Here is a 12,668-nt window from a genome sequence, read left to right on the forward strand (position 1 = left end):
ACGAGGTAGCCCTCGCCCACCAGCTGGTCCACCGCGGCGACGACGGACCCTCGCGAGACTCCGAGCTGCCCGGCCAGCACACGGCTCGACGGGATCGGCTCGCCGGGGGCGTAGCGGCCGTCGAGCACGGCGGCGCGCAGGGCCTCGGCGAGGTGCGCCCGGACCGACCCCCGGGGCGACGGTGCCAGCAGCAGCGGGATCTCGAGATCGCCGGACGCCATGGAGCCCTCCGCTCTGGACCACTCGGATCGCGGCCCGGTGGCATTCTGACAGATCCACCTCCGCGCCAGGATCGGAGCATGAGCACCCTCCCCGTCACCGATCGCACCCGCGTCACCCGGATCCGGGACCGCCAGGTCACCGACCGCGCCGCCCTCGACGCCCTCCTCGACGAGGCGCTCATCGCGCACGTGGCCGTGGTGCGCGACGGCACCGCGATCGTCCTGCCGATCCTGTTCGCGCGCGACGGCGACTCCCTCCTGCTCCACGGGTCCAGCGGAGGAGGGCTGCTGCGGTCGGCTGCGCAGGGCTCGCTGCTCACGGTGTCGGTCTCGCTCGTCGACGGGCTCGTCGTGGCGCGGTCCACCTTCGACAGCTCGATGAACTACCGCTCCGCGATGATCCTCGGTTCGGCCGAGACCCTGGAGGGCGAGGAGAAGCGGCGGGCGCTCGACGTGCTCGTCGACCGGCTGCTGCCCGGGCGGGCGCAGGAGGTGCGGCCCACCACCTCGCGGGAGATCGCCGCGACGCTGGTACTGCGCCTTCCTCTCGCCGAGGCGAGCGTCAAGATCCGCGCGGCGGGCCCCTCCGACGACGCCGAGCAGACGGACGGCGTCTGGGCCGGAGTCGTGCCGCTGGTCACCCGGACGCTGCCGCCGGTCCTCGCGACGGGAGTGCAGGGCTCGCCCCCGCCGTCGGTGGAGGCGTTCGTCCGGAGCGTCGACGCGACCCGGCCCGACTACTCCTGATCGGCGGGCTGCACGGGCGGCAGCGCCCTACTTCCCGTCCTGCCGCGGGAACACGACCTTCTGCACGACGATGATGATCGACGCCGCGACGGGGATCGCGACGAGCGCCCCGAGCACACCGGCGATGGTGCCGCCGGCGACGGCCGCGATGACGACGACGGCGCCGGGCACCGAGACCGCGCGGGCCATGATCCGGGGACTGAGCACGTACGCCTCGACCTGCATGTAGACGAGGTAGTAGATCGCCGCGACGAGGGCGGTCAGCGGCGAGGCGAGCAGGCAGGCGAGCGAGATGATCGCCGCGCCCGAGATGGTGCCGACGAGCGGGATCAGCGAGCCGAGGAACGCCACGCACGCGAGCAGCGCCGGCACCGGTCCGCCGATCGAGACCAGGAGGATGAACGTGAGGACGCCGTTGACGCCGGCGAGCGTCACCTGGCCCACCACGTAGCGGCCGACCGCTCCGGTGATCTCCTCGCCGACCTCGCGCGCCTTCGCGCGGTGCGAGGCGGGGGCGAAGCGGTAGGCGACCGACTTCATCGAGCGCAGCGACGCGAGGAAGTACAGGGTCAGGATCAGCACGATGATCGCACCGGTGACGCCGCTGGCGATGCCGGTCCCGACTGCGAGCAGGCCGCCGCCGAGCGAGAGCAGGTTCTCCGGGTTGCCGATGAAGGTCTGGACAGTCGCGATCAACTCGTCGACCTTGACGACTCCCCGCATCTGCTGCTCCAGATCGAGGACCCAGGGCTGCGAGGCGATGTCGGTGACGATGCGCGGGGCGTCGGTCACGAACAGCGTGAGCTGCGCCACCAGGATCGGGATGATGTAGAGGAGCAGCCCCGCGAAGCCGAGGAGCACTGCCGCGAAGACGATGGTGATCGCGAGGACGCGCGGGATCCTGTTGCGCTCGAGCCAGGACACCAGCGGGTCCAGACCCAGTGAGAAGAACAGCGCCACGAACACGTAGGTGAGCACGGTGCTGAGCTCGACGACCAGGCCGCCGAGGACCAGGGCCACGAGCACGCCCAGACCGCCGAAGAGGCCGATGCGGAACGAGCGGATGGTGAAGACCGGGCGCTCCTGGTCGGCCGACACGACGATGTCGGAGTCGACCGCGGGCGGAGTCGGCGCCGCCGTGCGCCGTCGGGCGCGGGCGAACATGCGTCTGGTCCTCATGGGTCGAGCGTAGCGGCGCGCAGAAGGCGCCCCTCCGCCCCGACCGGGACTTGACGCGGGGGCCGTCGGCCTGCCGTCGGCCTGCCGTCAGCCTGCCGTCGGCCTGCCGTCAGCCCTCCGGATCGTGGTCGTCGACGGCCGGATCGTCGCGGTGCAGAGCGGCGTGGTGCTCCCACTCCTCCAGCAGATGCTCGATCGCGGCGTGGAAGCGCTCGGTCGCCGCTCCCGGCCGGGTGTCGCCGAAGTAGTGCCCCACCCAGCGCTGCAGGCGCTCGACGGCCGCGGAGTCGTGCTCGAGACCGTCGATTCGGGATGCGATCGACGAGGCGTCCCGGGCGAGCAGCCACTCCGCGTCGCCGAGGTAGCCGGACTCGTCGACGTCGGCGTCGGCGCTCACGGGGCGCGTGACCATCAGGGGCCGCCCGGTCGCGAGCCGGTCGTAGACCATCGCCGACACGTCGAGGATCGCGACGTCGGCGGCCGCCAGCTGCCAGCCGAGCTCGCCTCCGGTGTCGTGGACGTGCTGCGCGCTGCGGTCGGCCGCGTTCGCCGCGGTGATGAGGGCGATGATCTCGCGGTTCGCCGCTCCGTAGGCGGGATCGACCGCTCCGCTGCGGGGGTGCGGCCGGTAGACGAGGCGGAAGCGGCGATCGGCGAGGAGCGCCCGGGTGAGGGCGACGCCGTGGCTCGCGACGGAGCCGTAGCCGGCGGCCGCCCGGTCGCCCTCCCAGGTCGGGGCGTACAGGACGACCTGGCGCTCGTCCGGGGTGAAGGGAGTGCGGCCGGCGAAGTGGTCGGCCTGCGGGCGGCCGATCGCGATCGCGCGCTTGGCGAAGTCGAAGTCCCAGAGCACGCGGTGCAGCCGGGCGAGGGCGGCGTCCCCCGCGATGAAGCTGTAGTCGTAGGCCTTGAACTGGTTCGTGGTCATGTACATCTTGTCGCTCTCGCCGTGGTTGACGAAGACGTGCCAGCGGCGCCCGTAGCGCATCATCTGGAAGTTGCGCGCGTTCTGGTTGACGTACAGCACGATGCGCAGCGGCTGGCGGGCGATCGTGTCCTCGAGGTCGACGACCGACCGGACGTAGGCGACGGGGACCGGGCTCTCGAGCAGGAGGATCGCGGCGGCGCTGGCGTTGCGGGTCAGCAGGACGACGGGATGCGTCTTCGCGAGCTCGACCAGCGGGCGGTACCACTGCCGCACCTGGTACAGGTTGATGTCGCCGTCGGCGAAGTAGACGCCGATCTCGAAGCGGTCCTCGGGCAGAGGCGCCCGCTCGGCGAGGATCCGCGCCACGGCGGCCCTGGCCCGGCGGGACGCCAGCAGATCGGTGCCGACCTTCCGCGCCAGTCGCGCATCCCGGACGAGACGGTGGAGGAGATCGCGGGACGTCATCGTTCCAGGCTACAAGCCTCCCCGTCCGCTCCGGGGGCGGGGAAGGCAGGGGCCGATCAGCGCGGCGGCGCGACCCGCAGCCAGACGAACTGCAGCGGAGCGAGCCGGAAGCCCTCGCTCAGATCCACCGTGATCTCGGTCACGAGATCCAGGGCCACCGGATCGAGGCCGCCGAAGCGCTCCGGCGCGACCTCCTGCACCTCGTCCGACACGTTCGCCAGCACGAGCAGCGCCTCGCCGTCGCCCGGGCGCTGGTAGCCGAGCACGTGGCGGTTCTGCGCGTCGAAGACGGTGAGGGCGTTCCCGGCGAAGAGCGGGACCGCCTTGCGGATCGCGATGAGGTGCAGCAGGCCGCCGAAGATCTCGCCCGCGTCGGTCCCCGGGGTCTCGCGCTGGGCGTAGCGCTCGGCGGGGCGTCGGGGCCGGTTGACCCAGCGCGAGTCTCCCGCCGTGGCGGGGTCCTCCCGGTAGCCGTAGTCGTTCAGCTGGCCGACCTCGTCGCCGAGGTAGAGCAGCGGCAGCCCGCCGGTGCTCAGCGCGATCGAGTGCGCGAGCAGGACCCGCTCGATGCCGTGGGCGTCGCCCGCCTCCACACCCGCGAGCGAGGCAGTCGTCCCCGAGACGCGGCGGTCGCCGGTGCGCGGGTTCTCCTGGAACGGAACGCCCCGGGCGAAGCTGCCGTCGAAGCGGTCGGTGTAGAAGTCGTTGAGGAACCGGCGGTGGCCGGCCGCGTCGATCCCGAGCTCCGCGGCGTCCTCGTCGGCGAAGGTCCAGCCGATGTCGTCGTGGCCGCGCACGTAGTTGACCCACGCCGTGCCCTCCGGCAGCGCGTGGCGGCGCTCGAGGGCCTGCGAGAGGAGGCGGACGTCGCGCGTCGCGAGCGCCTCCCAGGTCAGCGCCATCTGCAGCGGGTTGTACGAGAGCTGGCACTCCTGCACGTCGATGTACTCGACGACCTCGTCCGGGTGCACGATCGCCTCGGACTTGAACAGCAGCGACGGAGCGGCCAGGCGGCACACCTCGTTGAAGGCCCGCAGCAGCAGGTGCGCCTCGGGACGCGACTCCGACGTCGTGCCGAGCTCCTTCCAGATGAACGCGACCGCGTCCATCCGCAGGGCGTCGATCCCCTGGTTGGCGAGGAACAGCATCTCGCCCGCCATCGCGCGGAAGACCTCGGGGTTGGAGTAGTTCAGATCCCACTGGTAGCGGTGGAAGGTCGCCCAGACCCACCTGCCGTCCTCGAGGGGCACGAAGGAGCCGGGGTGGTCCTCGGGGAAGATCTCGCGGGTCGTCCGCTCGAACGCGTCCGGCTGCTCGCGGTCCGGGAAGATCCAGTAGTAGTCCTCGAACCGCTTCTCGCCCGCGAGCGCCCGCTGCGCCCACTCGTGCTCGTTCGAGGTGTGGTTGAAGACGAAGTCGACGACGAGGGCGATGCCCTCGGCGCGGAGGTCCGCGGCGAGCAGGCGCAGCTGGTCCATGTCGCCGAGGTCCGTGCGCACGCGGCGGTAGCTCGACACCGCGTAGCCGCCGTCGGACTCGCCCTCGGGCGCGTCGAAGAGCGGCATGAGGTGCAGGTAGTCGAGTCCGATCTCGCGGAAGTACGGGATCTCGGCGCGGAGCCCCTCGAGGTCGCCGGCGAAGCGGTCGACGTAGCAGACACCGCCGAGCGCCGTGTTCGAGAGGAACCAGTCGGGCTGCCGCTCGCGCGTGCGGTCGAGGGCGCGGAGCTCCTCCGGGCGCTGGGCCCTGGCTGCGGCGGCGAGGGCCACGACGCCGAGGATCTGCTCGGCGAGGTCCTCGCGGTGGCCGTAGACCTGCGCCAGCAGCTCCACCAGGCGCGGAAGGTGCGCCTCGAGACGAGCGCGGAACTCGTCGTCGTCGCCGACCACGTCCCCCTCGTCGAGGTGCTCGCGCACCGTAGAGAGCAGCTGCGTCGAATCGAACACCGTCGTCCTTCCGGGGGGCATCCGCCCCGGCGGGAGCGGCTGCCCCGATGCTAGACGATGGGCGGACGACCGGCGAAACCCATGCGGAGCACCGTCCGCCACGACAGGACGCGCCGCGGACCGGCGTCCGCCCGCCACCCCTCCCGCCAGCCCGCGAACCACGCGCGCAGGGCCGGAGCGTCCCGCGCCCAGCGCAGGCACTGGATCGCGGTCCACGAGCCGACGTACGCGACGGCCAGCGGAGCAGGCAGGTTGCGCCGCGCGAGCCAGACACGGTTGCGCGCGTTCAGCCGGTAGTAGTCGGCGTGCCGCGTCTGCTGGATCACCGGGTGCTGCGCGACGAGCTCGCCCGCGTACCAGGTGGTGCGCCCCGTGTCCCAGACCCGCCAGGCCAGCTCGATGCCTTCGTGGGCGTAGAAGAAGGGGTCGGCCCAGCCGCCGACCTCCTCGAACACCTCGCGGCGCAGCACGACCGCGCCCTCCCAGACCGAGAAGACCGGTCCGGAGCGCCGCGCGTCGCCCTTGAGGATCCGCGGGATCCAGCGACGCGGGGCGGGGGTGCCGTCGGCGCTGTCGACGCGCGGCTGCACGAGTCCGATGCGCCGCGCGGACCCGAGCAGCGCGATCGCGTCGCGGAGGAAGTCCGGCGACGGCACCCGCGCGTCGTCGTCGAGGAAGAACAGGTACTCGCCGCGGGTCGCGGGCACGCCGGCGTTCCTCCCGGCCGGGATGCCGAGGTTCTCGGGGAGCGCGAGCGCGCGCACTCCGGCGGGCAGGCCCTGCGGTGTCCAGCCGTTGCCGACGCAGACCACGTCGAGCTCCACGCCGCGCTGGGCGAGGACGCTCGCGAGACCCGCCGCGAGGTCGTCGGGCCGCGTTCCCTGCGTCAGGACGACGACGCCGACCCGGGGCAGTGCCTCCGGAACCGAGTCAGGAGCGGACACGCTGCGAGGCCATGATCGCGACGAAGTGCCCCGCGAGGGCGAGCAGCGCGAGCGGCAGGAGCACCGACGCCAGCCCGCGGTCGGCCGTCTCCGCTCCGATCACGAGGCCGACGAGCGAGGCGGCGAACGCCAGCATCGTGAGCTCGACGGAGTGGTAGAGGCGGTGGAACGGCACGAAGCGCGCGGCTCGGCGCAGCGCGGCGAGCCCGGACGAGGACGGGACGGCCTCCCCCTTGGTGTCGGCCAGCTTCGCCAGGCCGGCGTTCGCACGCGCCACGTGCACCATGTCGTTCAGCGCCTTGTTCAGCACGATGACCAGGGCCAGCGCGAGGCCGATCGTGGTCCACAGGAAGTCGCCAGGCGCCTCGAACGGGAAGCCCGCCGCCCGCAGGCCCAGTGCGATCGGGATGAGCGACTCCGTCGTGTAGTGGCCCACCTTGTCGAGGAACACACCGGCCGGCGAGGAGGTTCGCCGCCAGCGGGCGACCTCGCCGTCGCAGCAGTCGACCAGCATCTGCAGCTGGCCGAGGAGCAGGGCGAGCGCGGCGCCGGCGACACCGGGGATCAGCAGCGCGGCGGCCGCGCTCCAGCCGACGAGGATCATCAGCCCCGTGACGCCGTTCGCCGAGATCGACGTGCGCAGCAGCACCCAGGTCAGGTACGGCGAGAAGCGGCGGAGGTAGAGCGACGCCGTCCAGTGCTCGGCGTTCCGCCGTCCGCGCACCTCGGGGGGCTGCGCGACGGCCTTCAGCTCGGCGATCGAACGGGGTCTCGTGGTCGCGGTCATGCGCCCCTCGCAGTGTCGGAGCCGTCGGTGCTGTCGGTGCCGGTCGGCACGCCCTGGGTGCGGGGCTGGTTGCGGGCGGCCGAGATGTTGCTCGTCAGCCCGGCGAAGCCGAGCACGAAGCCGGTGCCCCACGCCACGTGGATCGACGGGATCACGACGGCGAACCACAGCATCGCACGCGGGCGTCGACCCGGGCGACGGCGACGGTCGCGGCCGCGACGAGCAGGAGGTACCCGGCCGGGACCGCGAGTCCGAGGAGCAGCCAGGGCGCCGCGCCGACCAGGGCCTGCACGACGCCGGCGAGGCCGAGGAGCAGCCCCAGTGCGAGCAGCGCGACGAGCACGGGCGGAGCGAAGTAGCGCAGCGACCGGGACGCCGGGAACAGGCGGGTCAGCTCGCCGCGCCACATCCCCGTCGAGAGGAACTGGCGCAGCAGCGCGCGCATCGACGGGCGGGGGCGGTACGTGACCGTGAGCCGCGGAGTGAACCAGACCGTGCCGCCCTGCTCGCGCAGGCGGCGGTTCAGCTCCCAGTCCTGACCTCGCTTGAAGCGCTCGTCGAACAGGCCGGCCCGCTCGAGCGCCGACCTCCGGAACACACCGAGGTAGACGGTCTCGGCCGGTCCCTCCGCACCGCCGACGTGGTGCGGGGTGCCGCCGAGTCCGATGCGCGAGCCGTAGGCCCGCGCGACCGCGCGCTGCAACGGCGTGAGCCCCTCGGCCGCCATGACGCCGCCGACGTTGTCCGCGCCGGAGCGCTGCAGCGCCTCGACCGCCACCCGCGCGTAGTCGCGCGGCAGCACCGAGTGTGCGTCGACCCGCACGATGACGGGATGTCGGGAGGCGCGGATCGCGGCGTTCAGGCCGGCGGGAGTGGAGCCGACTCCGTTGGGCACCACGCGGATCCGGGGGTCGGCGGCGCTCAGCTGCTCGACGAGCGCCTCGGTGCCGTCGATGCTCGGAGCGACGGCGAGGACGACGTCGAAGGGACCGGTGTAGTCCTGGGCGAGCAGCGAGTCGACGGCCGCTCGGACGTGCGTGACCTCGTTCAGGACGGGCATGACGTACGAGACGCCGGGCAGGCCGGAGAGGTCGTCCGTCGAGGCCTGGTCCGTCGGGTTCTCGGGCTGCATGTGTCCAGTTCGTGCGGGAGGATCCGGCCGCTCGACGCGCCCGGGCAGAAGTCCGCCCCACACTAGCAGCAGCCCCCGGGGACGGATCCTCGGGGGCTGCCGGTGGTGCGGAAGGAGCGGATCAGCCGGTCGCCATCGTGCCCAGCGTCGCGTCGAGCTCGTAGCTCTGGCCGTCGCGGACGTAGGTGATCCGCACGTCGGCCTCCGCCGCACGGGCGCGCACCTGCGCGGTCAGGTCGGACGCGTTCGTGATCGGGGTGTCGTCGATCCCCGTGACGACGTCGCCCGCCCGGAGGCCCGCCGCCTGGGCTGCTCCCCCCGAGGTGACCTCGCGGATCGCCGCGCCGAGGACGTCCTCCGTCGAGTCGGTGACACTCGCACCGAGCAGGCCGTGAGTGGCCGAGCCGTTCTCGATGATCTCCTTCGCGATGCGCTCGGCGACCGCACTCGGAACGGCGAAGCCGACTCCGATGTTGCCGCTCTGGTCGCCCGAGCTCGAGGAGCCCGCACTCGCGATCGCGACGTTGACCCCGATGAGCTCGCCGTCACTGTCGAGGAGCGCGCCGCCCGAGTTGCCGGGGTTGATCGCCGCGTCGGTCTGGATGACCGGCAGCGAGATCGTGCTCGTCGCCTGCGTCTGCGGGGCCTGGCCCGGGATGTCGAAGTTGAAGGGGCTGTCGGTGCCGCCGCTCGAGCTGTCGCCGGAGTCGTCCGGCGCTGCGGAGGAGGCGACCTGGATGCTGCGGTTGAGCGCGCTGACGATGCCGTCGGTGACCGTGCCGGAGAGGCCCAGCGGCGCTCCGATCGCGACGGCGGTGTCGCCGACGTTGATCTCGGAGGAGTCCGCGAAGGTGATCGGAGTGAGATCGCTCGCGTCGGTCAGCTTGATCACCGCGAGGTCGAGGGTCGGGTCGGTGCCGACGATGGTCGCGTCGTAGATCCGGCCGTCGCTCGTGGTCACCGTGACGGCGGCGTCGGCGACGCCTCCGTCGAGGGTGACGACGTGGGTGTTGGTGAGCACGTAGCCGTCGTCGGACAGGACGATGCCCGAGCCCGTGCCGGCGGACGAGCCGCCGCTCACGGCGATCGTCACGACGCTCGGAGTCGCCTTCGCAGCGACTGCTGTCGCCGTCGTCGCGTCCTCGGCGTTGTTGACCGTGATCGTCTGCCCGCCGCCGGCCGAGACGACGCGCGTGGCGGACCCGTTCGAGGCCGACCAGAGGCCGAACACGCCGGCGCCGGCCACTCCCCCGACGACCGCGCCGATGGCGAGGGCGGCGACGACGCTGACGCCGGCGCGGCGCTTGGCGGGAGCGGGGCTGGACGCGTGCGGCTGCTCGCCGCCGGGACCGAACGCGCTCGAGGAGGGCGGGTTCTCGGAGCTGTGGACCGTGCTCGCCGCGGGCGGCGCGTACTGGCCGTACCGGGGAGCGGGCGCGACGGGGCGGCGCCTCGTCGCCCGCGGAGGAGGTGGGGGTGGAGACGGGCTGCGCCTCGTGGCGGGGCGCGGACGCCTCGGGCAGCGGGAGGGTGGGGTGCTCGGACCCGCGGCCCTGCTCGGCCGCCGGGGACGCCTGCGGGTCCGTCGGCGTGGTGGGATCCTCGGGCTGACGAGGACCCTCGTGACTCTCGGTCATGGGTAGTGCTCCTTCCAAGCTCAGTCAGCTTGGCCACCGAACCTGGGGGTTCCTTATGACCGGGCTGGAAGCGGGACTCGAAGTCGAGGCGCGCGCGAGCGTGCAGACTGGAGCCGTGAGCATCCACGGATCCTGGACCCGCGCCGCCGCGGCGCCGGCCTTCTCGGTCCCCGCGGCGAGGTCGCCGCCACCGTCTTCAGCGAGATGAGCGCGCTCGCGCAGCGCACCGGCGCGATCAACCTCGGGCAGGGCTTCCCCGACGAGGACGGGCCGCGCGAGGTGCTCGAGACCGCGCGCGAGGCCATCGCGTCGGGCCTGAACCAGTACCCGCCGGGCCCCGGCTTCCCGGTCCTCCGCACCGCGATCGCCGCGCATCAGCAGCGGTTCTACGGCCTCGAGCCCGATCCGGACGGCGAGGTCCTCGTCACGACCGGCGCCACGGAGGCTCTCGCGGCGACCCTCCTCGCCCTGCTGGAGCCCGGGGACGAGGTCGTCTCTTTCACTCCGCATTACGACGCCTACGGGGCGCTGATCGCCCTCGCCCGGGGTGCGCACCGGACGGTGCCGCTGCGCGGACCGGACTTCTCGGTCGACCACGCGGAGCTGGAGGCGGCGGTCACGGACCGCACGCGCGTGATCCTCGTCAACGACCCGCACAATCCGACCGGCTCGGTGCTGCCGGTCGAGACCCTCGAGCTGATCGTCCGGCTCGCGCACCGCCACGACGCGCTGATCGTGACGGACGAGGTCTACGAGCACCTCCGCTTCGACTCCCCGCACGTGCCGATCGCGACCCTGCCGGGGGCGTGGGAGCGCACGCTGACGATCTCCTCCGCCGGCAAGACGTTCAGCACCACCGGCTGGAAGATCGGCTGGATCACCGGGCCGCGCGAGCTGATCACGGCGGTCCTCGCGGTGAAGCAGTTCCTCACCTACGTGAGCGGCTCGCCGTTCCAGGGGGCGGTGGCGCGGGGCCTGGGGCTGGACGACTCCTTCTTCACCGGCATCGCGGGCACTCTCCAGCGCAAGCGGGACATCCTCTCGGCCGGCCTCGCGGCCGCCGGGTTCGGGGTGTCGCCCTCCTCCGGGAGCTACTTCGTCGTGGCCGACGTCGCCCCGCTGGGCCACGCCGACGGAACGGCCTTCTGCCGCTCGCTCCCGGAGCTGGCGGGCGTCGTCGCGGTGCCGGTGTCGGCCTTCTGCGACCCGAGGACGCGGACGGGTACCGCTCGCTGGTGCGCTTCGCCTTCTGCAAGCGGTTCGAGGTGCTCGAGGAGGCGGCCGGGCGGCTCGCCCGCCTGCGGGCCTGACGCGGATCCCCGGTCGACCCGTCAGCGGATCCGTCGGCGGCTCCTAGAGCGGGCGGATCGCGAAGCGGCGCAGCGCGAGCGCCGGGTTCTTCGCGCGGGCGGCGTCGATCCGCTCGCGGGACAGCCAGGCGACCGCCACGTCCTCGGCCTCGCCGAGCGTGGCGATCTCGACGCCCATCGGATCGACGATCATGCTGTTCCCGACCCCGATCGGCGGCGTCTGGTCGGCGGCGACGAGGTAGATCGTGTTCTCGAGAGCCCGCGCGGTGACGAGGGTGCGCCAGTGCGCCTCCTTGAGCGGTCCTCTCACCCATTCGGCCGGTGCGGCGACGACGTCGGCACCCGCGTCGACGAGCCAGCGCGTCACCTCGGGGAACCGGAGGTCGTAGCAGGTCTGCAGTCCGACGACGAGGTCGCCGACGGCGAAGGTCTCGGGCACGCCGATCTCGCCGGGGGCGATCCACTCCGACTCGGTCTGCCCGAACGCGTCGTAGAGGTGGAGCTTGCGGTAGTGCGCGACCAGCGCACCCGCGGGGTCCACGGCGACGAGCGTGTTGGCGACGCGGCGCTCCCCCTCGATCGCCTCGACCATCCCGGCGACCACGAACACGTCGAGCTCGCGGGCGATGGCTCCGACGCCCTGCACGAACGCGCCGTCGAGCGGCTCCCCCGCGGCGAGCGTGCCGGGGCCGAGCGGATCGGCGAAGGAGGAGCTGTACTCGGGCAGCACGACCACGCGCGCGCCGCGCTGCACGGCGACCTCGACGAGCCGCCGGATCGTCGCGAGATTGGCGTCGCGGTCGGCGACCGGCGCGAACTGCGCGACCGCGAATCCGATGCCGCCCGCAGCGGGTCCTGTCGACACGATCAGCTCGGCGGGTAGAGGAAGAGCGGCACGCTCGAGGCCGGGATCGTGCGCGTGTGGTACGAGTGGTCGTTGCCCCAGTTGTACTCCTCGAGCGAGACCGTGCCGTCGGAGTTGACCGACTGCACGTACGCCACGTGGTTGCCGGTGAACCAGGCGACACTGCCGGGGACCGGCGTGGTGCTGGTCTCCCAGCCGTGCGAGGCCCACTGGCCCGCCCAGGCGTAGGCGCTGCCGCCGCCGGGGGTCATGTTGCCCCAGTTCCACTTCCACGGGGCGCCGGTCGAGCCCTGGTCGCGGTTGAGGCGCCAGGCCACGAAGTCGACGCACTCGCGGTAGTAGTAGCGCAGCGGTGAGAGCCCGCCGCCCTGATCGTCGGTGAGCTGATCGCGCCACGGGTAGTCGTCGCCCTCCTCGCGGGGCGTGACGGAGGTGCTCGAGGAGCCGGGCGCCGCCGTCGGATCCGCGGCCGCCGCCGCGGCCAGCTCGGCCTCGCGGGCGCCTTCT

General features: G+C 72.8%; 12 protein-coding genes and 1 pseudogene. 2 read left to right on the forward strand and 11 right to left on the reverse strand.

From position 1 onward, the window contains the following. Nucleotides 1-221 (reverse strand): GntR family transcriptional regulator (locus B0T42_RS22140; RefSeq protein ID WP_139344565.1); only part of this gene is annotated, 221 nt, incomplete at its 3' end. Between the two features lie 78 nt (nucleotides 222-299). Here B0T42_RS22140 and B0T42_RS17460 point away from each other — a divergent pair. After that, nucleotides 300-968, forward strand: a complete 669-nt coding sequence (locus tag B0T42_RS17460; RefSeq protein ID WP_077224289.1) for a pyridoxamine 5'-phosphate oxidase family protein — start codon at nucleotides 300-302, stop codon at nucleotides 966-968. Between the two features lie 27 nt (nucleotides 969-995). On the opposite strand, the gene B0T42_RS17465 is transcribed toward B0T42_RS17460, so the two are convergent. The 8 genes from B0T42_RS17465 to B0T42_RS17495 all read right to left on the reverse strand — a co-directional run bounded on the left by B0T42_RS17465 (nucleotide 996) and on the right by B0T42_RS17495 (nucleotide 9,595). Continuing rightward, nucleotides 996-2,147 (reverse strand): AI-2E family transporter, encoded by a 1,152-nt coding sequence (locus B0T42_RS17465; protein WP_094742798.1) that lies wholly within the window; start codon nucleotides 2,145-2,147, stop codon nucleotides 996-998. A gap of 109 nt (nucleotides 2,148-2,256) precedes the next feature. Continuing rightward, nucleotides 2,257-3,540: a hypothetical protein gene (locus B0T42_RS17470; RefSeq protein ID WP_077224291.1), complete on the reverse strand. Its 1,284-nt coding sequence runs from the start codon at nucleotides 3,538-3,540 to the stop codon at nucleotides 2,257-2,259. Nucleotides 3,541-3,596: 56 nt separating this feature from the next. Beyond that, nucleotides 3,597-5,486 (reverse strand): amylosucrase, encoded by a 1,890-nt coding sequence (locus B0T42_RS17475; RefSeq protein WP_446737394.1) that lies wholly within the window; start codon nucleotides 5,484-5,486, stop codon nucleotides 3,597-3,599. A gap of 50 nt (nucleotides 5,487-5,536) precedes the next feature. Further along, nucleotides 5,537-6,430 (reverse strand): glycosyltransferase family 2 protein, encoded by an 894-nt coding sequence (locus B0T42_RS17480; RefSeq protein WP_077224293.1) that lies wholly within the window; start codon nucleotides 6,428-6,430, stop codon nucleotides 5,537-5,539. Continuing rightward, nucleotides 6,417-7,217 (reverse strand): CDP-alcohol phosphatidyltransferase family protein, encoded by an 801-nt coding sequence (locus B0T42_RS17485; RefSeq protein ID WP_077224294.1) that lies wholly within the window; start codon nucleotides 7,215-7,217, stop codon nucleotides 6,417-6,419. The genes B0T42_RS17480 and B0T42_RS17485 overlap by 14 nt, the downstream gene beginning before the upstream one ends. Beyond that, complete coding sequence (locus B0T42_RS22455) at nucleotides 7,214-7,390, reverse strand: hypothetical protein (protein ID WP_342418274.1); 177 nt, start codon at nucleotides 7,388-7,390, stop codon at nucleotides 7,214-7,216. Before B0T42_RS22455 ends, B0T42_RS17485 begins: the two co-directional genes overlap by 4 nt. Next, nucleotides 7,369-8,349, reverse strand: a complete 981-nt coding sequence (locus B0T42_RS17490) for a glycosyltransferase family 2 protein (RefSeq protein WP_342418275.1) — start codon at nucleotides 8,347-8,349, stop codon at nucleotides 7,369-7,371. The genes B0T42_RS22455 and B0T42_RS17490 overlap by 22 nt, the downstream gene beginning before the upstream one ends. A 121-nt stretch (nucleotides 8,350-8,470) precedes the next feature. Next, nucleotides 8,471-9,595, reverse strand: a complete 1,125-nt coding sequence (locus B0T42_RS17495) for a S1C family serine protease (RefSeq protein ID WP_201788576.1) — start codon at nucleotides 9,593-9,595, stop codon at nucleotides 8,471-8,473. A 506-nt stretch (nucleotides 9,596-10,101) separates the two neighbouring features. On the opposite strand from B0T42_RS17495, the pseudogene B0T42_RS17500 reads away from it, so the two are divergent. Next, nucleotides 10,102-11,296, forward strand: a pseudogene (locus B0T42_RS17500) (pyridoxal phosphate-dependent aminotransferase). A 43-nt stretch (nucleotides 11,297-11,339) separates the two neighbouring features. On the opposite strand, the gene B0T42_RS17505 reads toward B0T42_RS17500, so the two are convergent. Together B0T42_RS17505 and B0T42_RS17510 are read right to left on the reverse strand one after the other, a co-directional pair. After that, a complete protein-coding gene (locus B0T42_RS17505) occupies nucleotides 11,340-12,161 on the reverse strand; it encodes a carbon-nitrogen hydrolase family protein (protein ID WP_201788577.1) in 822 nt (273 codons plus the stop codon). Nucleotides 12,162-12,163: 2 nt separating this feature from the next. Continuing rightward, a partial coding sequence (locus B0T42_RS17510; RefSeq protein ID WP_139344566.1) for a CHAP domain-containing protein occupies nucleotides 12,164-12,668 on the reverse strand: 505 nt, incomplete at its 5' end.

The organism is Rathayibacter rhapontici (assembly GCF_001995175.1).
Classification (GTDB): domain Bacteria; phylum Actinomycetota; class Actinomycetes; order Actinomycetales; family Microbacteriaceae; genus Rathayibacter.